We start from the raw sequence: 23,065 nt of genomic DNA on the forward strand, positions 1-23,065 counted from the left end.
ATGGATGGGTTATTCTGCGTAGGCTTTGCGAACTTCTTCGGCAATGATGGCAATGCCTTGTTCGACGGTCGTATTGTCGCGGGTAAAGGTCATGCGAATGCATTCGTGTTTATGACGCCAGTCATCAATGCCGGGGAAAAAATAATGCCCGGATACGACCAGTACACGACGCTGTTTTAATCGTTCATACAGTTCCAGGCTGGAAATAGGCAGATCCTTGAGCCAGAGCCACAGGAACATGGCACCCTCCGGTTTGTGAGCCTGCCAGGGCAGGCTGTCGTCCATGTAGCGATGCAGGCATTTTATGGCAAAGTCTGCCTTGTCTTTGTAGAACGGCCGGATAAGGGAGTTGCTGATATCAACAATGCTGTCATCCCTGACCATGTCCAGGGCGACCAGGCTGCCGAAGCTGTTGGGTGCCAGATTCATAATGGCGTTAATGCCAGTCAGCGCTTTAATCACTTCTTCGTTAGCGATGACAATTCCGGTTCGGGCCGCAGGCAGGCCGAGTTTGGACAGCGTCAGGCACAGAATGGTGTTGTTGTTCCATTGGGGCTGTGCATCGGTATAGATCAGGTTAGGGAAAGGGGTGCCGTAAGCGCCGTCAATAATCAATGGAATATTGTGGGTGCGGGCAAGACTGTCGAGGGTGCTGACCTCTTCGTCGGTCAGGACATTGCCGGAAGGGTTGGTAGGCCTTGAAGCACACAGCGCCCCTGTTGAATCATCAATGGTCATGTTGGCGAAATCGACCCGGTACTTGAACTGATGAGGCGCTATGTGATCAATCGCCGGACGAGTGGCTATGAAAAAGTTTTCACTAAGGCCCGCATCAGTGTAACCAATGTACTCTGGTGCAATAGGGAGCTGAATGCGTTTGTGGGAGCCGTCGTCGAAATCACCGGCAAACATGTTGAACAGCATGAAGAAGCCTGCCTGACTGCCGTTGGTCAGGGCTATATTGCGTTCGCTCAGCTGCCAGCCAAACTGACGCTTCAGGAAAGCAGCCACTTCGTGGACAAATTCTTTTTCACCCTGTGGCGGGTCATAGGTGCCTACCAGCCGGGTAAATTCGCCCTGGTTATTCAGAATGCGCTGCAGGCGGGTACGGAAGATTTCCTCAACTTCAGGAATATGGGCCGGGTTGCCGCCGCCCATCATGATCATTTCGTCTTCTGTTGCCAGAGCGTTACCAAGATCATCCATTAACGAGAGTATGCCCGAATGAGTGGTGAACTTGGTACCAAAGGTGGAAAGCTTCATGCTTGCCTCGATTCTTATTGATAACACTGCAAAGGGGAAATTCTAACTGACTAATGCGCACTCTGCATGGTTTTGGTGGAAGCGGTTAACTTCTGGTGACCGTAAATTCGGTGTTAAATACATTACCCTCCGGGTCATGATAACTCACAGTCGCTGTCTGATTGTTATATTCAACGGTGAATAATGAAGCGTCTGTATCGGGATCGAGTGACCACAGGTCGACAAGGTCGACAAGGTTGAAATGCTGGTCAAAATCCGGGTTGCTTTGATCACTACCCTCATCCTCATGAGGATTTATGGGCTCTATTTGCTCTTCTCCAGAAGGGATAAAGAAGAATGGTTCAGGCACTTCTTCTGCCGTGATAATATGCCTTTGCACTAACGATGGCGCGGGTTCAGTCACTTCATCCAGTTTCTGTCTGCAATTTGGGCAAGTGGGAATGTGCCCTGATTTTTTTTCGGTCTGAATCCATTGATTAATACAGGTTCTGTGATAAAACTTTCCGCATCCATGCTTGCGGGCTGTATTTGTATCAAACTCTTCCAGGCAGATGGAACATGCCTTGTCGAGACCGGGCAACGCTGCTTTATTCATAGTTGAGGTGCGCTCTTTTATCCATAGGCTATTTCTTGTTCAGACTCTTGTTAAGCTGAAAAGTTTCATTAAACCACAGCATTAAATCTGACAAGCCACTGAATACGACCGCCATCCATGGCAGCGCTGTTCCGTGTCCTGTCTGTGAAGACTATTGCGTTATATCCTCAAGCTGAATCAGGTTTGTCATTGCCTGATCTCTGCTGGTGCCACAAAGGTCTGGGTCTGCCTGAAAACTCAGGCATACGGCTGGACGTTCCGGTTTGCCAAACAGTTGGCACAGGTTGTTGTCGTTCAGTTGTACACAGCGTACTTCTGCAGGTTTTCCTTCTGGCATGCCGGGGATAGGGCTGGAGATAGAGGGTGCAATGCAACAGGCACCGCACCCGAGTCGACATTTCATTGCTGTCATCCGGAAAAAGTGGGGATTGTACCCTGATCCGGAGAGAAAAGTGAGCGATCTGACTTTAACGGGCTGCAGAGATTAAGCCTTCAGTTCAACCTCAGGCAGGAGGTATTCATCCACCACCACTTTCTCAACAGCCGGCATGATTTCAGCCTTCCCTTTTACGACGGTTTTACCATCCTGATTCACGACATTGGTGGAAACTGTCGCACGCTTCCGGCGTTCGTTAATGTCCAGAACTTCCAGTTTGACGGTCACAGTGTCGCCTACCTTGACCGGTCGCATGAATTTCACTTCCTGAGACAGGTAGATGCCGCCAGGCCCGGGTAGTTTGGTGGCCAGCGCACAGGAGATCAGGGACGATGTCCACATGCCGTGGGCGATACGGCCTTCAAACTGAGTAGTGGCTGCGAAGGCTTTATCGAGATGGACCGGGTTGGTATCGCCGGACACTTTGGCAAACAGCAGCAGGTCTTCTTCGGTCAGGGTGCGGGTCAGGGAATCGGCCTGGCCCACGGTGAGTTCTTCAAAGGGAATGTTTTCCAACTGGCGCATACGTCTTTGAGTCCAATGGTTGAATTTTAGTGAATTTTAGATTCAAGCCATTCTATCAGGTCTGAGACAACCTGCTCACGATTAATTTCATTGAACATTTCGTGGCGGCCTTCAGGATAGAGTGTCAGGGTGACATCTTTTACGCCTGCTTTCTGTAACGCCTGTGACAGTTTATGTTGTCCGTTTTTTTCAGGCGGTGCTGCCGGGGCGCTGACAGGGTCGTGCGTTCCTCCCATCACCAGTATGGGAAGTTCTGCACTGACCTGTTGTAGTGCCTTGACAGAGGAAATGGATTTCAGGCCTCCAAACAGGTCGTACCAGAGCTGGTTACCGGGACGTTGTCCGCATAGAGGGTCATTTATATAGGCGTCTACTGCAGTCGGGTCCCGGGAGAGCCAGTCGAACTCTGTGCGTTTCGGTCTGAATGCCCTGTTGTACTGACCAAATACCAGCGCATAAATGATCGGGCTTTGGCCGTTTTTTCCCTGCCGGTAGCCTTCAACCTGCGCGATGAATCTTGCCAGAGTCAGCAGGGGTTGTGGGGCAAGGTTGGAACCCGACAGCACAGACCCGGCCACTGATCTTGCTGAATAGCGCATCAGATAACTCTGCAGGATGTAGCTGCCCATGCTGTGTCCCAGCAGAAACAGAGGCTTGCCCGGAGATTGTTCGTTGATACTTTGTACAACAATGTCCAGGTCTTCGACTACTTTATCCCAGCCTCTTTTGTGGGCAAAGATGGCGTTTTGCGAGGCAGATTGTCCGTGTCCCCGGTGGTTGTGGGCAAACACTTCAAAACCAGCGTCGTTCAGCTGGAGGGCAAGGCTGTGGTAGCGTTGTGCGTATTCGCTGAGTCCATGGCTGATATGTACAACGGCTTTTGCCTGATCGCATGGCCACTGAAAAACCGGAATGTTGTGACCGTCATCAGTTGGCAGAGTTATTGTTTGATCCATGGTCATTCTGGCTCATTTATTTTTGCGTAGTTATACCATCGTACCATTCGTATGTCCGTATTTTCTTTCAATAGAAGTAAGTCTGGAGCTATTCATCAAGCCGGGTATAGATTCTTATTCCCGGGTGTAATGCAAAGAGAGGCCAGTTCGTGTTATCCACGTAATCTGGATTTATGTTTTCAAATGAGCGGGCATCGGGTGAAAATTTCGGTTCCAGTGGGTACATTTCAGGTTTATAGCTTGCGAGCAAGCCTGGAGATGTCAGTACTGTGATTTGATGATTTAAAATACCTGAGTATCTCATCCCCAGGGAGCAGCACCCTATCAGAGACTCTCGCACACACATACTGTACAAACCTCCCATAAGAACAAGGCTTGTGATGTTATTCTTTTCCAGGAAAGGCAATAGTGGTGGGGATGTCGCTGAATTCAGTACCCCCGGACTTCGTTTGATACATGAAAAGTCTGGTTCTGTGATAATACTGTAAATATGTATTGGGAACTGTTCGTAATGTTCATGTACGACAATGATTTTGCATCCCAGCCCCATGCAGAAACGAAGAGTATCTTGTTGTTTTTGTATTCTGATAAGGTGGTTTTTGGCCGTTTCACTGAACCATTTTCCATCCGATTCATCTATAACGATGACCGCTGTATTAATGTTGGATTCAGGTGTGTGAAACTTACGAATATCTGTAAATAAAGCTCCGTTTATAACGGACATTGGTTGCTTATCTCTGCGGCATTAAATACCGGATAGTATAGTTCTCTTCAGTGCGTTCCTGATTACTGGCGATAACTGCTGGTTTAAAAAAACATTTTGTTATGGGAAACAATCGGGTATTTACCGAATCCTGCCTGTTCGTAAAAAGTCAAAACTGATAACCTTTCGGCGCCGGGGTTGGGCAGGAGTTAAAGTGCCTGTGCATTCAGCCCCAACCTGATTCAATTTTGACCGTATTGAGTGGTAACGGATTTCGTGATTTTTATGTCTAAAGGGCAGCTGCCGCAACGCATTGGTTCCCTCCTCGTTGTTACTCAGCTAAAGGAGGGCGACAGTGATTAATAGCAATTTTTGGCATGACAAGTACCCTGATGGCGTACCATCTGAAATAGATACCGGACAATACCGTTCTATTCTGGACGTTCTCGATTATTCAGCACGCAAATACGCGGATAAACCGGTGTTCAGTAACCTGGGTAAAATCCTCACTTATGCAGAGCTGCACCACCAGAGTGGAGTGTTCTGCAGCTACCTGCAAAACCATACCGACCTGCGTCCGGGCGACCGGATTGCCGTGATGCTGCCCAATCTGTTGCAGTTTCCCGTCGTTGTGTTTGGTGCTCTGCGTGCCGGTCTGGTGGTAGTGAATACCAACCCGCTGTATACCGAACGTGAAATGGAGCATCAGTTTAACGACTCGGGCGCTAAGGCATTGGTGGTGTTGTCGAACATGGCTCACATGGCTGAGCGTGTGGTGCCAAAGACCAGTATCCGGCATGTCATCATTACCAACGTTGGCGACATGCTGCCCGCCGTAAAACGTGTTCTGGTTAATGCCGTCGTTAAGTATGTGAAGAAAATGGTGCCGGACTATGTGGTAGCCAACGCGGTGCCGTTTACGCAAGCCATGAAACTGGGGGCTTTAAATACGCCTCTGGATGCCCGCAAGGAAGACGACGAGGTTGCAGTACTGCAATACACTGGTGGTACGACGGGTATCGCTAAAGGAGCGATGCTGACGCACCGCAATATTCTCAGCAATATGTTCCAGACCAAGGCCATGGTGGCTCGCAATCTGGAAGATGGTAAAGAGCTGCTGGTGGCACCTCTGCCGCTGTACCATATTTTTGCGTTTACCGTTCACTGCATGGTGGGGATGCTGGTAGGCGCCCATAACCTGCTGATTACCAATCCGCGGGATATGAAAACCTTTATGAAAGACCTCAGGGGTAAGCCGTTCAGCATGTTTGTTGGCCTGAACACCCTGTTTCTGGGACTGATGAAAAATGAAGAGTTCCGCAAGATGGATTTCAGCCACCTGAAGAACACCGTATCAGGGGGTATGGCGTTACAGATGGATACCGCTGAACGCTGGGAGCAGCTGACCGGTTGTAAAATCTGTGAAGGTTATGGCATGACTGAAACCTCGCCGATTGTCACCATCAACCCTCTGGACCGCATCAAATTGGGTACCATTGGCATTCCTGTGCCGTCCTGCCAGCTGAAGGTGATTGATGATGAAGGTAATGATCTGGGCCTGAACGAAGTCGGTGAATTGTGTGTTCGCGGCCCCCAGGTGATGAAAGGCTATTGGGAGAATGAAGCAGCCACTGCCGACAGTGTTGATGCGGACGGCTGGCTGAAAACCGGTGATATTGCCAGAATTGACGATGAAGGTTACGCCACCATCGTTGACCGCAAAAAAGACATGATCTGCATTTCCGGCTTTAACGTCTACCCGAACGAGCTGGAAGAAGTGTTGACCATGCACCCTGATATTGTCCAGAGTGCTGCCATTGGGGTTCCTAATGAGCGCAGTGGCGAAGTCATTAAAGTCTTTCTCGTCTCTTCTAACCCTGAACTGACCCGTGATGACGTTATTGCTCATCTGCGTAAACATGTCACAGGCTACAAGGTACCTAAGCAGGTTGAGTTCCGTGATCAGTTGCCAGTCACGAATGTCGGTAAAATCCTTCGACGTGAGTTGCGTGACGAAGAGTTGAAAAAGCTGGCAGCGTCTTAATATACCGCTGTCCGCTGTCCGCTGTCCGCTGATGGTTGATAGTTGTTTACAAGCAATGTTGTTTAAAGAGAAAGGGCGGGTATAATCCCGCCCTTTCTTTATCTATCGATGTTAAATCGCAGGAGAACTGAGTGTCCGGCAAAAACGAGCTACGCAGTGCTATTGACCAGTGCATGATCAGGGATCGCTATCCCCTGCGGCGGCAGTTGCAGCGCCTGAAGCGCAGCGATGAGTCAGCACTGAAAAAGCTGCAGGATCGTATCGAGCGCTCAGTTAAACGGGCACAGGCGCGCGCTGCTGCCATTCCTGAGGTTGAATACGATGACGCCTTGCCTGTGGTTCAGCGTCGGGATGAAATTGCCCGGGCCATTCGTGATCATCAGGTGGTGGTTATTGCCGGTGAAACCGGTTCGGGCAAGACCACACAATTACCCAAAATCTGCCTTGAGGCCGGACGGGGTGTTTATGGCCTGATTGGTCATACTCAGCCACGCCGGCTGGCTGCTCGTTCGGTGTCCAGTCGTATTGCGGAAGAACTGAAAGTGCCGGTCGGTGAGCAGGTGGGTTACCAGGTGCGTTTTACTGACCACGGTAACGAAAATACTCTGGTCAAACTGATGACCGACGGTATTCTGCTGGCTGAAGTTCAGAATGACCGTTTTCTGAACCGCTACGACACCATCATTATTGACGAGGCCCACGAGCGCAGCCTCAACATCGATTTTCTGATGGGCTACCTGAAGCATCTGTTGCCGAAACGGCCTGACCTGAAGGTGATTATCACCTCGGCCACCATTGATGTTGAGCGTTTCTCGAAACACTTTGATAACGCTCCGGTGATTGAGGTGTCAGGTCGCACCTACCCGGTTGACGTAAACTATCGGCCTCTGGAAGAACTTGAGCTGGAAGGGCGTGATGCTGACCAGCGCCTGCAGCAGGGTGTTCTCGCTTCTTTAAGAGAAATTGAAGACCTGGAGCGGGGCAGTAAAAGTGGCAGACTGGGCGATGTGCTGGTATTTCTCAGTGGTGAACGGGAAATCCGTGAAACGGCAAAGTTCCTCCGGGATGCCCGTCTGGCGCATACCGAAATTCTGCCGCTTTATGCCCGCCTGTCAGCGGCTGAGCAGAACCGGATTTTTCAGTCACACTCCGGTCGTCGTGTGATCCTTTCCACCAACGTGGCGGAAACCTCCCTGACAGTTCCGGGTATTCGCTATGTGATTGATCCGGGAATGGCCCGGATCAGCCGCTACAGTGTGCGTTCCAAAGTACAGCGCCTGCCCGTTGAGCCTGTATCTCAGGCGTCGGCTAATCAGCGCAAAGGTCGTTGCGGCCGGGTAGCGGAAGGACTCTGTTTTCGCCTGTACAGTGAAGAGGATTTCCTGTCCCGCCCTGAGTTTACCGATGCGGAAATTCTGCGTACCAACCTGGCAGCGGTTATCCTGCAGATGTTGCGCCTGGGGCTGGGTGATATTGCGGCTTTCCCGTTTGTGGATGCGCCGGACTCTAAAGCGATTAACGACGGCTTTAAACTGTTGCAGGAGCTGGGGGCGGTTAATGATGATCGTCGTATGACCCGAACCGGCAGGCAGTTGTCGCAATTGCCAGTTGATCCAAGACTGGCCCGCATGCTGATTGAAGCCCATAAAAAACGTGCCTTGAATGAACTGTTGATTATTGCCAGCGCTCTGGCGATTCAGGACCCAAGAGAACGTCCGGCGGAAAAGCAGCAGGCAGCGGATCAGCGCCATCGTGAGCATTACCATGATGACTCCGACTTTATGAGTTTTGTACAGCTCTGGGAAAGTTATGAAGAACAGCGTCAGGAACTGTCCCAGAACCAGCTGCGTAAATATTGCAAACAACAATTTCTGTCGTTTATGCGGATGCGCGAATGGCGTGACCTCCACCGTCAGCTGGCGCTTGCCTGCAAGGATATCGGGCTGAAGACCAACGATGAAACGGCGAGTTATGGCGATGTTCATAAATCATTGCTGGCAGGTTTATTGTCCCATCTGGGCAATAAGGATGAAGAAGCCGATTATATGGGGGCAAGAAACCGTCGCTTCTATCTGTTCCCGGCTTCAACCCTGTTTAAACGCAAACCTAAGTGGGTGGTGACGGCTGAGCTGGTGGAAACGTCCCGTCTGTTTGCCCGGGTTAATGCCAAAATTGAACCCCAGTGGATTGAGCCGCTGGCGGGGCATCTGGTGAAACGCAACTACTTTGAACCGCACTGGGAGAAAAAGCGTTCTCAGGTGGTCGCCTATGAACAGGTCACTCTTTACGGGCTGATTATTGTCGGGCGTCGTCGTGTGAACTACGGTGCGATTGATCCAGTGGTGGCCAGGGAGATATTTATCCGTGAAGCGCTGGTGGAAGGGCATTATCATTCCAAAGGCGCTTTCCAGCAGCACAACCTTGACCTGATTGGTGAGGTGGATGAACTGGAAGCCAAGTCCCGTCGACGGGATATTATGGTGGACCCGGAAACCCTTTACGCTTTTTACGATGAGCGCCTGCCAGAAGGCATTCATAATGGTGCCGGTTTTGAAAAGTGGCGGTCAACCGCTGAGAAAGAACAACCCCAACTGCTGTTTCTGACCAAAGAATACCTGATGCGTCATGATGCGGATCAGGTGACTGAAAACAAATATCCGGATCGTCTGCGCTGGGAGGGTCTGGAGCTGCCGTTAACCTATCATTTTGAACCGGGCGCTGTTGACGACGGTGTAACACTGACTCTGCCTGTTCAGGCGTTGCGCCTGTTGCCTAAGTACCGGCTTGAGTGGCTGGTACCCGGTATGTTGTACGACAAGTGTGTGGCGCTGGTACGTGCCTTGCCCAAGGCGGTTCGTAAGAATTTTGTACCGGTGCCTGACTATGTGCGTGGAGCCATGGAAGCCATGTCGACCTGTGACGAGCCGTTGACTGAAATTCTTGGTCATCATCTGCATCGCATGGCAGGGGTTCGCATTCTGGATGAGCACTGGAATGTTGATGACCTTGATCCACATCTGCGTATGAATTTCCGTCTGATTGATGAAAACGGCAAGGTGCTGGGGCAGGGACGTGACCTGACCAGATTGAAAGAGACATTTGGCAACCAGTCGGAAGACAGTCTGCGCAAACTGACAGACAGCTCCCTGGAACAGGAAGGGTTGAAAGACTGGAGCTGTGGTGAACTGCCACAGGAGATCACTCGCAAGGTGGGTGGACTGGTTCTGAAAACCTATCCAGCACTCGTGGATCAGAAAAACAGTGTGGCGGTGAAGCTGTTTGAAGACCAGGCAATGGCAGCCAGTGAGCATCGGAAGGGTTTAACGCGACTGTTCCGGTTCAAGTTGTCTAACCAGCTTAAGTTTGCTTTGAGCAAAATGAAAAGCCTTGCTCAGGTTAAGCTGCTGACCACCGGGATTGTTCAGGCGCGGGCGCTGGAAGATGACCTTCAGAGTTTTCTGATCTCAGAGGTATTTGTTCAGAGCCCGGAGGAGTGGCCGAGAAATCAGGACGCTTTTCAGGCACTGGTGGATCAGCGGAAGGGTAATCTGGTGCCTTTTGCTGAAGAAATCGACACACTGCTGCTGAAAATATTTAAAACCGCTCACTCGGTCAGCAAAAACCTCAAGGGTAAGATCTCCTTTGACCGGGCGTTTTCTCTGGCCGATATCAAGGCGCACCTGGGGCAGCTGATTTATCCGGGCTTTATGCAGGATGCGGGTATTGAGTGGCTGAGGCATTATCCGCGTTTTCTTCGGGGTGTTGAGCTTCGTCAGGAGAAGCTGCCCGCTCAGATTAATAAAGATCGGGCGTGGACGGAAGAGTTGACGCTGCTGTATCAGAGTTGGGAAAAGCGCCGGGAGATTCACCGGAAGCATAAGCTGGTGGATGAAAAGCTGGCACTTTACCGCTGGATGCTGGAGGAGTATCGGGTGTCTCTGTTTGCCCAGCAGCTGGGAACCCGTTTTCCGGTGTCAGCCAAGCGCCTGCGTAAGCTCTGGGAAGAAGTTCAGGATATATAGTCCTGTTGATTGCATATACTGTTAATGAAATCGGATTGAAATGCCACCACATGAACAGCGGGTGGCATTTTTCTATTAAACAGCTGCAATGAGCTTAGTCAGCAAGGAGGCTGAGATGATTAGACCAGTGCTAGCCGTAATGACGGTTTGTTTCTCATTAAGTCTTATGGCGAACGAGGAATATGGTTCTGATTATACGACTGTAAATGGCTGGGAGAATCAAAGTACAGAAAATGACTCCGAAGGCAGTTTTGATCCCTCCATGATGTTCAATAATGAGGAAGACGAAATCGGTGATGATGCTGAATACAACCAGTTTGAGTCGGCTTATGACGACGATGACTATTATGATTCAGACATGGATGAAGACGATTCAGAAATGTATGACGGATTTGATGAAAGTGATGAGCAATCTGAATCGGATTATTATGAAGAAGAGTAAAGGACTGTTGTTACTTAATACCGACATTCACCACCCAGCATGACATTCCTGAATTCAAGTTATGTCTCGCTACTTGGGTTGGCGTCGGGCTTTGACTTCAGGATACTTTTCAATACAGCAGTAAATGAAAGCTTCTTGACTCTTAATACGCTCAATAACTTTGGCATCTATTTTTGAGACAGGATGATTTTTTATATATTCAAGCAGATTCAGAGCATCATTGAATCTTTGTAATTTGACTAGTGCTGACAGTCCCAAAAAAAGGTAATTGATATTGTAGGAATCTGCCATTGCAAATGCGTATGCTACTTGCCAGACACTTATCCATTCCAAGGAACCTTCAGAATATCTGTCAGCTTTAAGTTTAAAATAATCATATAGTTGTTTTGAATCATGAACACTGAACTTTGGGGGAGCTGCATTAAGTAATATAACAGAATTCCCATTCGGGAGGTAAGTCACCATGGGCAGTGAACCCCAACCCGGATCGAGGTAAAAGTGGTTAAAGCTATCACCACTATTCATCGAGTAAGCTTCTGAGGTACTTTCATTATCACTACCTATAAGTGCTTCTAGTTGGCCAAACAAAAGTAGGTGCTGTTCCTCATAAGGACAACCTTCTCCTTCATACTCATGCCCACACTGTTCACAATTAACACCCGCAAAACCTGTTATCGAAAACAGGATGACAAAAACACCAAAAAACAATTCATTTTTATTCATATTTTTACTGCCTTCCTTTTGGCTTTTAAAAGTAGCATATGGAAAACTCTTGAATGTTCCAGCTCTAAAAAACTTCTAAAATATCCGCAACCTGGTGGTCGCCAGCGCAGGCTTTTACACCATCAAGAAAGCCATGCAGGGCGTACTGCAAACGGGGGAGCAGTTCGAACGTCTGGAAGTCCAGATGAAAGCCATCATGGGCAGTATCGAAGAAGGCGACCGGGCAATTGAGTGGATCAAGGAATTCACCAAGAACACACCACTGGAGCTGCAACAGGTAGCCGATGCCTTCACCGCCCTGAAGAACTTCGGCCTTGATCCCATGGACGGCACTCTGCAGGCCATCGTCGACCAGACCTCTAAACTCGGAGGCGGCATGGAACGGCTGAACGGGATATCCCTGACACAGGGGGGGAAGCACATAAAATCAATAATGCAAACTGTTATGCTCTATCCCAAGTTAATCAAGCACTTGCAGGGTAAGTGGGCAAAGCGAGGTAAAAATCTGTAAATAGCCAAAATTTAACTTGAGCATCTGACTTGCACGATCCATTATATGGCAGCTTTCGGCCTTATATTTATTCAAGGATTTGGAGATAATGTTCAAACTTTCCCCTAATGGTTTTCTGCTGGCGGCCCTGGCTGGCGCCATTTTGAATGTTCAGGCCGCAGAAACCGAATATAACCTGCTGGATGTTTATAATCTGGCACAAAAGAACGATGCTCAGCTGGCTGCTGCTCACTACGATATGCAGGCCGTGCAGGAAAAGAAAAATCAGAGTCGTGCCACTCTGCTGCCTAGTCTGACACTGTCGGCTAACACCCAGTACACCAAAAGCAAATCTGAGGTCAGTGGTGGTAAAGACATGAAAAACAATGGCAACGGCCATGGCTGGGGCGCGACCCTGAATCAGCCGTTGTTCCGTATGGCAAACTGGTACGGTTATGATCAGGCGAAAAGCATCAGTGCCCAGGCCGAGCTACGTTTCTCTGCTGAAGAACAGTCTCTGATTCTGCGAACTTCCGAAGCGTATTTTAATGTACTGCGTGCTGAGGACAGCCTGATTTCTGCCAAGGCAGAAGAAAAAGCCGTTAAACAACAGCTGGATCAGGCACGAGAGCGTTACAATGTGGGGCTGATTGCTGAAACCGATGTTCTGGAAGCCCAGGCTGGATATGACGCGGCACGTGTTGCCCGTATTCTGGGCGAGAACCAGGTGCGTGTCAGCTATGAAGCGCTGCGCACCATCACCAACCATGACATCACTCAAATCGGTTCATTGCAAAAAACGATGCCAGTTAACCACCCGGTGCCAGCCAGCGCTGACGACTGGGTAAACAGTGCGGTGTCTGGCAACCTGAACCTTCAGGCGGCCCGTGAAGGTCTGGAAGCCTCGCACACCAACATCAAGGTTCAGAAGTCCGGACACGCTCCAACCCTTGATGCATTTGCCCGTTACAATTATAACTCTGATCATCTTACTAAAGACCGCCGTGGAGAGCATGGTGGACTAACAACGGGTAAAGGCGATTCCACCGTCGTTGGCCTCCAGTTCAACATGGAACTGTTTGGTGGTGGGGGAACCTCTTCCCGTGTTCGTGAAGCCACTTACCAGATGGAATCGGTTCAGAAAAATTTTGACAAGAGCCTGCGTGAAACCAGCTCTGGCACCCGTAACCTGTTCCGTACTGTGAACTCCGATGTGGATCGTGTTGATGCCCGCTGTCAGGGTATTGTGTCCTCTGAAAGTGCGCTGAATGCGGTACAGAGTGGCTATGAAGTCGGTACCCGTAACATTACCGATGTGCTGGATGCCCAGAGGAAACTGTTTGTTGCAGAACGTGATTACCTGAATGCCCGTTACGACTACATCGTTAACACCATGAAGCTGAAACAGATAGCGGGCACCCTGAGCCCGACTGACCTGCAGGAGCTGAACCAGTGGATTGTCAGTGGTGCATCCGGTGAAGGCATGTCAATCCCTGCCCAGTGTCATGCAAAGTAAACCGTAGAACTGACAGACCGTGTTGTTAAACAATAAGCCCTCTTTGTGAGGGCTTATTGTTTTCGCAGCGACTCAACCTGAGCCTAATCTTCAGAGGTCATCAGCTTGTTCAGCATCGGTGCTGTCACAAACATGATCAGGGCAATGGCCGCTACAATGATTCCTGTCGTTTCAAAGAATGCGCTGTAGACGGGCAAGGTGTCCAGTGCTGTCGCTCCACTATCCGTTTCTACAGCCGTGAAACCTGCTACATAACCAGCGACGACGGAGCCTGCCGAAGCCGCCAGAAACCACGCCCCCATTATGAAGCCATGCATAGTCTCAGGAACCAGCTGCGCGACCATGGCAAGGCCAAGGCCGCTGATCAGTAGTTCCCCCAGAGCCTGGGCCAGGTAAGAACCCACGACCCAGACCGGAGCGACCAGCCCCAGATCACTGGCAAACCGGGCTGCCAGAGGAATCAGCAAAAAACTGACAGAGGTTAGTGCCATACCGGCAGCAAACTTGACCGGCATACTGATGGTTTTGCCGGCTGCACTGTTGTGGTTGTAGAGGTAAGCAAGCAACGGGCTCGCCACCATGATCCAGAATGGATTCAGGGACTGAAAAGAGAGAGGGTTGATTACAAAACCGAAGATCACGTTTTCAACATTATTAATGGTGAAGAAGTTCAGGGAGGTCGGCATCTGGTAGTACATTACCCAGAAAATGCTGGCTTCCAGCATCAGTACAAGGGCAACAAGCATCTTGCCACGCTCAGTGCCGGAAGAAGCCAGAATTTCCCTGAAGAAAATCAGCACAACACCGCACCCCATCACTGCCAGTAAAATGTTAGCAATCATCATGTGTTTCAGAATGGAAGCATTGAGAAAGCAGGTCACCAGTACGCCAGCACAAACCATGATCAGTTTTCGGAAAGATACCGGACTGAAGTCTGGTGCGGAGCCGTAATCTGCGACCCAGTGACGAAGCATTAAGAAATTGGTCAGAGCGAGCAGCATACCAATGACGCTGACCATAAAGCCGGTTCCCCAGTCAAAACGGTCTGCTATATAGGGAACCGCCAGCAACGAAACAAAGGAGCCAATGTTGATGGCCATGTAATACATGGTGAAAGCACTTTCCAGACGGTTGTCGCCCTCTTTGTAGCACTTGGCCAGAAGACTGGAAGGATTCGCCTTGAACAGGCCATTACCGGCAGCCACCGTACCGAGAGCCAGGTAGACCATCTCAATGCTATTACCAGCGATTGTCATGATCGAATAGCCTGCCGTTAGCACCAGAGCTCCGAGAACAATGGTTCGCCGGGTACCAAGAACCTTGTCTCCCAGAAAGCCTCCAACAACAACCAGCCCCGTCGTCAGAGCATTGAACGCCCCAAAGATAATAAAGGATTCGGACTCCGGAATGCCCAGCTGACGCACCAGATAAAAGGCAAGAATGGCCTGAAGCCCATAGAAACCAAAGCGCTCCCATAGCTCAAGGAAAAAAATCAGATAAAACGATCTGGGCTGCTTCAGTACGTTCAGAGTTTGTGACATTTCAAGTCTGCGACGGAAGTGATCCGGAAAACATACTTCAAGGTGGCACAAAATAATGAAAAAACCAGTTTATTAATGGTCAGCTGAATTGAAACAAACAGCGGTCACTCAATTTTACAGGGTGTTACCCTGCTTCACGCCCTCAGACTTTCTGAGGCCCGGTCTTTAGGGTACTCTTGCCTGCACTGATTCTGATTCCAGTTAACTCGTTCCGTTTATGGAGCACCGGCCACGATTAAGGTCGGACTGTCTACCAGGGAAAACGTATGATTATCAAACCAAAGATTCGTGGCTTTATCTGCACAACCACCCATCCAGCCGGTTGTGAGAAAAACGTACAAGATCAGATTGAGTTCGTTAAATCCCAGCCAGCCCTTGAAGGGGGTCCAAAGCGTGTGCTGGTGGTTGGTTCTTCCAGTGGTTACGGTCTGGCTTCCCGTATTTCTGCTGCTTTTGGCAGTGACGCAGCTACCATTGGAGTGTTCTTTGAAAAGCCGGGTACTGAACGTAAGCCGGGTACAGCGGGTTGGTACAATTCTGCTGCTTTTGAAAAGGCTGCTCACAAAGCGGGCCTGTACGCTAAAAGCATTAATGGCGATGCGTTTTCCCATGCGGCTAAACAGAAGGTCGTTGACCTGATCAAAGACGACCTGGGACAGATCGATATGGTTGTGTATTCGCTGGCCTCCCCGGTGCGTAAGTTACCTGACAGCGGTGAAGTGATCCGCTCAGCCCTGAAGCCCATGGGTCAGACTTACACGGCCACCGCCGTTGATACCAACAAGGACACACTATTTGAAGCCAGTGTTGAGCCTGCGACTGAACAGGAAGTAAAAGACACAGTAACGGTCATGGGTGGAGAAGACTGGGAGCTGTGGATAAACGCCCTGGCAGAAGCGGGTGTTCTGGCTGAAGGTTGCCGAACTGTGGCATACAGCTACATCGGTACTGAGATTACCTGGCCAATCTACTGGCACGGTGCGCTGGGTCAGGCGAAGATGGATCTGGATCGTGCCGCGAACGCCCTGAACGATAAACTGACAGCCATTAATGGTGGCGCTAACGTTGCGGTTCTGAAAAGCGTTGTGACTCAGGCATCATCTGCGATTCCGGTAATGCCCCTGTACATTGCCATGGTATTCAAGAAGATGCGTGAGGAAGGCGTGCATGAAGGCTGTATCGAACAGGTATGGCGCATGATGTCTGACCGCCTCTATCGTACCGACGGCACAGTCCCGACAGATGAAGAAAACCGCTTGCGTCTGGATGACTGGGAACTGCGTGACGACATCCAGCAGCACTGCAAAGACCTGTGGTCACAGCTGACCAACGAGAACCTGCCTGAACTGACCGACTATCGCCAGTATAAGGAAGAGTTTCTGAGCCTGTTTGGCTTTGGTCTGGAAGGCATTGATTATGAAGCGGATGTGAATCCGGCAGTAGAGTTTGAAGCTATTACTCTTGATTAGTACATCGGTTCATTATATTTGACTCGTAGGCTGGGACGAGTGAAGCGACTCCCAACCTGCGTAAATCAATTAAGTGGCAGTAAAAAAAGAGCCGTCACAGTCTAACTGATCGTTCCTGTCACCCGTACACGACGACTTCCACTTTCTTTCAGTGGCTCATTCGCCTTGCGCCTGTCTTCCAGCTTTTTATCGATCACGTTTTTAAAAGCGATCAGAAAGCCCATAAAGACAAAGGCTCCCGGCGGCAGAATGGCAAACAGGAACTGTTTGTAGTTGGGGAATACGACCAGTGTCCAGTTTTCTGCCACTGGACCAAACAATAGATCCATACCTGAGAACAGAGTCCCCTGACCGACCAGCTCACGCATGGCACCCAGCAAAACCAGAACCGATGCAAAGCCTGTACCCATCATCAAACCATCAAAGGCGGCAGGTGCTACCGGGTTTTTAGAAGCGTAGGCGTCGGCGCGACCAAGGATAATACAGTTGGTTACGATCAACGGAATAAAGATACCCAGAATACGATACAGCTCGTAGGTGTAAGCCTGCATCAGCAGTTCAATGCAGGTGGTCAGCGAGGCAATGACCATCACAAACACTGGCAGACGAATAGCGTCGGTGACCTGATGCCGAATCAGGGACACGACAATGTTCGACCCCATCACCACCATCATGGTGGCAAGACCAAGCCCCAGGGCATTGACAACACTGTTTGAAACACCCAGCAACGGGCAAAGACCCAGCAACTGAACCAGTGCGGGATTGTTTTTCCAGAGACCATTCAGAGCAATTCTGGATGCAGAATCATTAGCCATTGTTTTGCTCCTTTTTAACGTCCTGACTGTCGTGCATTGCCTGAAAACCCTGTTTGAACAGGGCGTCCTTATGTTCGGCAAAATAGTTCAATGTGCGGTAGACCGACGCTACCACTGCCCGTGGTGTTACGGTTGCCCCGGCAAACTGATCAAAGTCACCGCCATCCTTTCGGACAGCCCAGTGGCCGGGCTTGGGATTAACCAGTGATTTACCGGTAAAACCCAGAATCCAGTCGGTGACATTGGTATTGATCTTGTCGCCCAGCCCCGGAGTTTCTTTGTGGTTAACCGCTCGTACACCTGCCAGAGTGCCATCGGCATAAATGCCAACCAGCAGCTCAATACGACCAGAATAACCGTCTGGCGCTGTGGCTGGCAGAATCACCGCAACAGGCTGGTTGCCACGAAAGGCGACATAACCATCCTTTTCCGTGGTATTGGCCAGCAATGGTTCTGGCTGGAGACTAATGCGGGTATCCAAAAGTGAATTGTCGTGTGTATTCGGCGGCAGAATTTCCATCAGTGCCTTTGCTTCAAACGCACGAACCTGGTCGGCGATGCGACCTTCGGTGAACACATAGGTGCTGGAGATCAGCCCGACGGTTAATACAGCAAACAGCCCCAGTCCAAGACTGTTGCGGGCAATGCTTTTTACCAGTGTCTGTTTTGCAGTTGTCTGTTCTGTTGGTGTCGTTTCACTCATAACCATCAATCCGTCTTCGGCAGTCCCTTGTTAGCCTTTTTATGACCGTAGGTACGAGGCTGGGTGTAATAGTCAATGGTGGGCGCTGCCATGTTCAGCAGCAGTGTGGCAAAGGCGACACCGTCCGGATATCCACCCCAGGTACGGATCACATAAGTCAGTACACCAATCAGTGCGCCAAAGATCAGTCGGCCTTTTGTGCTGGTGGCACTACTGACCGGGTCGGTAATAATAAAAAATGCACCGAGCATGGTAGCACCGCTGAACAGATGGAACAGTGGCGAACCATTACTACCGGAACCGATACCGCCCCAGAACAGGGTTGCCATAACCGTCATGGCGACCAGCATGCCCACAGGAGCATGCCAGGTGAAGACTTTTTTATACAGCATGAACAGCCCACCCAGCAGGTAGGCTAAGTTCACCCACAGCCAGCCTCTGCCGGCAATGGTTCCCAGGGCATCGTTTGCTTCACGCAGCTCTGCCATGGTCAGGGTGCTGTTTTCACGCACAATGTCCAGCGGAGTTGCCATACTGATGGCGTCCAGCTGAACACCCTGTCCGAAGATCGGGAAAATCGTATTAAAGGCATCGGCAAAGCTGCCAACATAACCTTCCAGGCCATTGGGTGCCAGCCACTGGGTCATCTCTTGTGGAAACGAGATCAGCAGCAGCACATAACCGAGCATGGCAGGATTAAACGGGTTATTACCCAGTCCGCCGTACAGTTGCTTGCCAATGATAATGGCAAAGGATACGCCGGTCAGGGTCAGCCACCAGGGGGCAAAGGGTGGCAGAGCCAGTGCCATCAGAACCGCAGTAACGATGGCGCTGCCGTCGGACAGGAAAAAGCCCGGAGGGCGATTTCGTATCTTCAGAATCAGCGCTTCCGCTCCCAGCGCTATCAGGGAACACCAGACCAGATTGATCAATGCACCCCAGCCAAAGAACCAGGTCTGTGCCAGAATGCCGGGAATCGCTGCGATCAGAAGCAGCTTCATCACTTGCTGTGTGCTGTTAGGGCCACGAGCATGTGGGGATGTCTGTCGAACCAGAGTCATCTTGTTTACCAGATAGTAAGCGGGCTGAAAGGTTGAGCCAGGCTCAACCTGCAGCAGCCGTTTTATACATGTGTTTCGAGCGCTTTCTGAGCGGCTTCTGCTTTCTTTTGAGCAGCATTTAAAGCAGCTTCCAGTTCGGGCGTAACCGAATCAGCCTGATCCATTGCCCGTTGTGCTTTTTTCAGTGCGGCTTTTGCCATGGCGCTTTCTATTTTCAGCCTTTTGGCTTCATCCGTCTGTGCCGGTTTTGCCGCTTTGGGTTTGCCAGTCTGACTTGTGCTTTGAGCAGAGGGCTTAGCAGCAGAGGGCTGTGCAGCAGAAGCCTGAATAAGCTGTTCCAGTTTCGCACGACAGTCGTCAACGGTTTCCTGAAGCGCCCGGGTTTCAGCGCTGTTTTCTTCCAGCGCTTTCGCAAGAGAACGTTCAGCTTTCTTCAGGGCAGCTTTTGCCATTGCCTGCTCAATCTTCAGCTTTTTGTCTTCAGCAGACGGTGCCGGTTTAGCCGCTGGTGCGGCAGACATGACAGCATCAAACTGCTTTTGCAGCTTGTCGGCCTGAGCCTGAAGCATATCCACATTGGCTTTCAGCTTGCTGGTATCACCTTCACCGGTCGCTTCAGCCTTGCTCAACGCCCGCTGTGTTTTCTTCAGCTGGGCATTGGCCATGGACAGGTCAATTTTCAGTTTCTTCTGTTCAGGAGTAAGCTCTTGCTTACCGGTTGTTCCCACAGAGCCAGCGGCTTTCTTCGCTTTGGCACGCTCGATGGCAGCTTTTACCGGATCGATTTCTTCACTGCTGGCAGATGTTGCACCGGCGGCTTTTTGTGCTTTCAGCAGGGCGGCTTTTTCAGCATTTGCCTTGCGTCGTGCTTCTTTCTCTGCCTTTTCACGTTCCAGACGATTCTGGCGGTTTTCATAACGGACTTTCGAACGTTCTGATTTAGCGTGTCTGGCTTCAAGGTTGCGGATTTCACCTTTGGAAGCCCGGTAGTATTGCACCAGTGGAATACTGCTTGGGCATACGTAAGAGCAGGCACCGCATTCGATACAGTCAAACAGGTTATGGTGCTTCAGCTGTTCGTGGTTTTCTGCTTTGGCGTGCCAGAATAACTGCTGTGGCAGCAGCGACGCCGGACAGGCTTCTGCGCACATACCACAGCGAATACAGGCCTGGGCAGGCGGTGCTGACGGAAACTCCATGTCGCTGCCAGCAATGACACAGTTACTGGTTTTAGTCACCGGTACATCGGGGTCGTCCATTGTGAAGCCCATCATCGGACCACCCATGATCAGGGTCTTCAGTCGTTCCTGCTTGAGTCCCGTCACCTGAAGTAAATTGTGAACCGGAGTACCCAGCAGAACTTCCAGATTCTGCGGCGTCTGCAAGGCTTCACCAGTCAGGGTGGTGATTCGGGAAATCAGTGGACGACCATGGACAACGGCCTCTTCAATAGCGACCGCAGTCCCCACATTTTGTACGACAATGCCCAGATCCGCAGGCAGTTTACCGGAAGGAACTTCCTGCCCGGTCAGAATCTGTATCAGCTGTTTCTCGCCACCGGACGGGTAACGGGTCGGGAACACCACCACTCTGATCGTGCGACCCTTACGCTGTGCCAGTGCTGTTCTCATGGCGTAAACCGCTTCCGGTTTGTTATCTTCAATGCCGATCAGGCAACGTTCGGTCTTCAGCAGGTGCATCATAATTTCAGCACCGGCAATCACCTGCTCAGCCCGTTCCCGCATCAGCATATCGTCAGCGGTAATGTAAGGTTCACACTCGGTACCGTTAAGAATCAGGGTGTGAACCGGGTTTTTCGGAGCCAGCTTGATGGCTGATGGAAAACCCGCTCCCCCCAAACCAGCAATACCGGCATTGCGAATCACTTCAACCAGCTGTTCGGGGTCTGTCTGACGGTAGTCTTCTATTGGATTCAGTTCACACCAGCGGTCTTCACCATCACTGTCAATAACAATACAGTTGTCGTTCATTCCGGACGGGTGAGGAATGGCATGAGGTTCAATGGCCTTGATGGTTCCGGAAGTTGGCGCATGTAAGGGCACACTGACAAAGCCGGTTGCCCTTGCGATCAGCTGACCTTTCAACACTTTGTCACCTGCCTGAACCACGGGGTCCGCAGGGGAACCTGCATGTTGCGACAGGGGTAATATCAGGCGCTCAGGCAGTGGCGCAGGTTTAATGGGCAGGCCGGTGGACTGGTGTTTGTTTTCCGGTGGGTGTACACCGCCGGTCAGTGGCCATACTCTGGCATTAACTTCTTTCAGGTCGATCAGGGACGTATTCATACAGCCTGCCCCCGCTGGTCAGTAGCAATCAGGTTTTCGTCAGAAAGTCCGGTAAAGGCCGGAGACTGCTCCGGCAGCTCCCAGCGCCAGCTTCTTGTGGTTACTTCAATAGGGCGCATTTCTATACAGTCAACAGGGCAGGGCTCGACACAGAGGTCACAACCCGTGCATTCATCACTCATAATAGTGTGCATCTGTTTGGCAGCCCCAAGGATGGCATCCACCGGGCAGGCCTGCAGACACTTGGTGCAGCCAATGCATTCGTCTTCACGAATAAAAGCGACACTGGCAGGCTTTTCGGTACCACTCTCCGCATCCAGGGGTTCGGCTTCAACATCCAGCAAATCGGCCAGGGCGTTGATCGTCGCCTGCCCACCCGGAGGGCAGCGGTTAATGGCTTCCCCATTGGCAATGGCTTCTGCATAAGGGCGGCAGCCGGGATGGCCGCACTGCCCACACTGGGTCTGGGGCAGCAATTCGTTGATCTGGTCAACAATTGGATCGCCTTCCACTTTAAACCGCACACTGGCAAAGCCCAGTATGGCACCGAAAATCAGTGCCAGGGCTAGCAGGGCGATAATGGCATAAACAATAATTTCCATGTTGGCGTCGAGTTCTCCCTTACAGCCTGATCAGACCGGTAAAGCCCATGAAAGCCAGCGACATCAGGCCAGCGCTGATCATACCGATAGCGGCTCCCCGAAAGGGCGCAGGCACATCGGCAGCGGCAAGGCGTTCGCGCATGGCAGAAAACAGCACCAGTACCAGGGAAAAGCCCACGGCTGCTCCAAAGCCATAAGTGGCAGAGTCCACCAGAGAGCTGTTTATGCGGTTGCTGTTCAACAGTGCTACACCCAGTACGGCGCAGTTACTGGTGATCAGGGGCAGAAAAACACCCAGCACCCGGTGCAGCAGGGGGCTGACTTTACGTACTACCATTTCTGTAAATTGCACAACCACGGCAATGACCAGAATAAAGGAGATCGTCTTCAGAAATTCCAGGCCCAGCGGAATCAGCAGATATTCATACGTCAGATAGCTGCAAATCGAAGCCAGGGTCAGTACAAATGTGGTCGCCAGAGACATGCCCATGGCGGACTCCAGCTTATTGGAGACCCCCATAAACGGACACAACCCCAGAAACTGCACCAGTACGAAGTTATTGACCAGTATGGCGCTGACAAGAATCAGCACCAGTTCACTTATTTGATCCATTGTTCATTCAGTCCATAGCGGAGTTTTAGAATAGCCGCTCTACGAATTTCCAGATACCGGCAGGGCGGCATCAGGTGACAGTTATTCAGGTGATGACCGGAGTATATATTCCTGAAACAGGCAATCAAATTGACCGGGTAGACTCAAAACGAATAACCATAAACCCGCTTCGAAGTGATGCCACTCTCTACTGCTGCCGACACTGCATTTGGCGCTAAATACCTTTAAAAGATATGGTTT

The 23,065-nt window shown here is 50.7% G+C and carries 20 protein-coding genes; 6 read left to right on the plus strand and 14 right to left on the minus strand.

Annotated features, from left to right (window positions below):
• Positions 1–9 precede the first annotated feature (9 nt).
• From NX722_RS01255 to NX722_RS01280, 6 genes are all read right to left on the minus strand, one after another.
• A complete protein-coding gene (locus NX722_RS01255; RefSeq protein WP_262566352.1) occupies positions 10–1,263 on the minus strand; it encodes a valine--pyruvate transaminase in 1,254 nt (417 codons plus the stop codon).
• Between the two features lie 85 nt (positions 1,264–1,348).
• Entirely contained in the window at positions 1,349–1,858 is a 510-nt protein-coding gene (locus NX722_RS01260; protein ID WP_262566353.1) for an RING finger protein, read from the minus strand.
• Between the two features lie 151 nt (positions 1,859–2,009).
• The gene (locus NX722_RS01265) at positions 2,010–2,261 is read right to left on the minus strand and encodes a YkgJ family cysteine cluster protein (RefSeq protein ID WP_262566354.1); all 252 of its coding nucleotides are present in this window, start codon (positions 2,259–2,261) and stop codon (positions 2,010–2,012) included.
• Between the two features lie 81 nt (positions 2,262–2,342).
• Positions 2,343–2,819, minus strand: coding sequence for a MaoC family dehydratase (locus NX722_RS01270; protein WP_262566355.1), 477 nt, complete (start codon positions 2,817–2,819; stop codon positions 2,343–2,345).
• Positions 2,820–2,845: 26 nt separating this feature from the next.
• The gene (locus NX722_RS01275; RefSeq protein WP_262566356.1) at positions 2,846–3,775 is read right to left on the minus strand and encodes an alpha/beta hydrolase; all 930 of its coding nucleotides are present in this window, start codon (positions 3,773–3,775) and stop codon (positions 2,846–2,848) included.
• An 88-nt stretch (positions 3,776–3,863) separates the two neighbouring features.
• Positions 3,864–4,499, minus strand: coding sequence for a hypothetical protein (locus NX722_RS01280; protein ID WP_262566357.1), 636 nt, complete (start codon positions 4,497–4,499; stop codon positions 3,864–3,866).
• A gap of 337 nt (positions 4,500–4,836) precedes the next feature.
• Here NX722_RS01280 and NX722_RS01285 point away from each other — a divergent pair, with 337 nt between their 5' ends.
• The 3 genes from NX722_RS01285 to NX722_RS01295 all read left to right on the plus strand — a co-directional run bounded on the left by NX722_RS01285 (position 4,837) and on the right by NX722_RS01295 (position 10,986).
• Positions 4,837–6,522, plus strand: coding sequence for an AMP-binding protein (locus NX722_RS01285; RefSeq protein ID WP_262568757.1), 1,686 nt, complete (start codon positions 4,837–4,839; stop codon positions 6,520–6,522).
• Between the two features lie 131 nt (positions 6,523–6,653).
• Complete coding sequence (gene hrpA / locus NX722_RS01290) at positions 6,654–10,544, plus strand: ATP-dependent RNA helicase HrpA (protein WP_262566358.1); 3,891 nt, start codon at positions 6,654–6,656, stop codon at positions 10,542–10,544.
• Positions 10,545–10,659: 115 nt separating this feature from the next.
• Positions 10,660–10,986, plus strand: a complete 327-nt coding sequence (locus NX722_RS01295; protein ID WP_262566359.1) for a hypothetical protein — start codon at positions 10,660–10,662, stop codon at positions 10,984–10,986.
• Between the two features lie 69 nt (positions 10,987–11,055).
• Here the strand turns inward: NX722_RS01295 and NX722_RS01300 are convergent, their stop codons facing one another.
• A complete protein-coding gene (locus NX722_RS01300) occupies positions 11,056–11,709 on the minus strand; it encodes a hypothetical protein (protein ID WP_262566360.1) in 654 nt (217 codons plus the stop codon).
• A gap of 94 nt (positions 11,710–11,803) precedes the next feature.
• On the opposite strand from NX722_RS01300, the gene NX722_RS01305 reads away from it, so the two are divergent.
• On the plus strand, positions 11,804–12,220 hold the full coding sequence (locus NX722_RS01305; protein WP_262566361.1) for a tape measure protein: 417 nt from the start codon (positions 11,804–11,806) through the stop codon (positions 12,218–12,220).
• Positions 12,221–12,308: 88 nt separating this feature from the next.
• Positions 12,309–13,715: a TolC family outer membrane protein gene (locus NX722_RS01310; protein WP_262566362.1), complete on the plus strand. Its 1,407-nt coding sequence runs from the start codon at positions 12,309–12,311 to the stop codon at positions 13,713–13,715.
• A gap of 83 nt (positions 13,716–13,798) precedes the next feature.
• Here NX722_RS01310 and NX722_RS01315 read toward each other — a convergent pair whose 3' ends face one another.
• Positions 13,799–15,256, minus strand: coding sequence for an oligopeptide:H+ symporter (locus NX722_RS01315; protein ID WP_262566363.1), 1,458 nt, complete (start codon positions 15,254–15,256; stop codon positions 13,799–13,801).
• Between the two features lie 266 nt (positions 15,257–15,522).
• Between NX722_RS01315 and fabV the strand changes: the two genes are divergently transcribed.
• Positions 15,523–16,725, plus strand: coding sequence for an enoyl-ACP reductase FabV (fabV, locus tag NX722_RS01320; RefSeq protein ID WP_262566364.1), 1,203 nt, complete (start codon positions 15,523–15,525; stop codon positions 16,723–16,725).
• Between the two features lie 101 nt (positions 16,726–16,826).
• Here fabV and NX722_RS01325 read toward each other — a convergent pair whose 3' ends face one another.
• The 6 genes from NX722_RS01325 to rsxA form a co-directional block, all read right to left on the minus strand.
• Positions 16,827–17,540: an electron transport complex subunit E gene (locus NX722_RS01325; RefSeq protein WP_262566365.1), complete on the minus strand. Its 714-nt coding sequence runs from the start codon at positions 17,538–17,540 to the stop codon at positions 16,827–16,829.
• Complete coding sequence (gene rsxG, locus NX722_RS01330) at positions 17,533–18,243, minus strand: electron transport complex subunit RsxG (protein WP_262566366.1); 711 nt, start codon at positions 18,241–18,243, stop codon at positions 17,533–17,535. The genes NX722_RS01325 and rsxG overlap by 8 nt, the downstream gene beginning before the upstream one ends.
• A 5-nt stretch (positions 18,244–18,248) precedes the next feature.
• On the minus strand, positions 18,249–19,304 hold the full coding sequence (gene rsxD / locus NX722_RS01335; protein WP_262566367.1) for an electron transport complex subunit RsxD: 1,056 nt from the start codon (positions 19,302–19,304) through the stop codon (positions 18,249–18,251).
• A gap of 62 nt (positions 19,305–19,366) precedes the next feature.
• Positions 19,367–21,610, minus strand: a complete 2,244-nt coding sequence (rsxC, locus tag NX722_RS01340) for an electron transport complex subunit RsxC (RefSeq protein ID WP_262566368.1) — start codon at positions 21,608–21,610, stop codon at positions 19,367–19,369.
• Positions 21,607–22,212 carry an electron transport complex subunit RsxB gene (gene rsxB, locus NX722_RS01345; RefSeq protein WP_262566369.1) on the minus strand — a complete coding sequence of 202 codons (606 nt, stop codon included), beginning with the start codon at positions 22,210–22,212 and terminating at the stop codon, positions 21,607–21,609. Before rsxB ends, rsxC begins: the two co-directional genes overlap by 4 nt.
• 19 nt (positions 22,213–22,231) lie before the next feature.
• Positions 22,232–22,816, minus strand: a complete 585-nt coding sequence (gene rsxA / locus NX722_RS01350) for an electron transport complex subunit RsxA (protein WP_262568758.1) — start codon at positions 22,814–22,816, stop codon at positions 22,232–22,234.
• Positions 22,817–23,065 lie beyond the last annotated feature (249 nt).

Origin of the sequence: Endozoicomonas gorgoniicola (assembly GCF_025562715.2) — a bacterium.
In the GTDB taxonomy this organism is placed as follows: Bacteria; Pseudomonadota; Gammaproteobacteria; order Pseudomonadales; family Endozoicomonadaceae; genus Endozoicomonas_A; species Endozoicomonas_A gorgoniicola.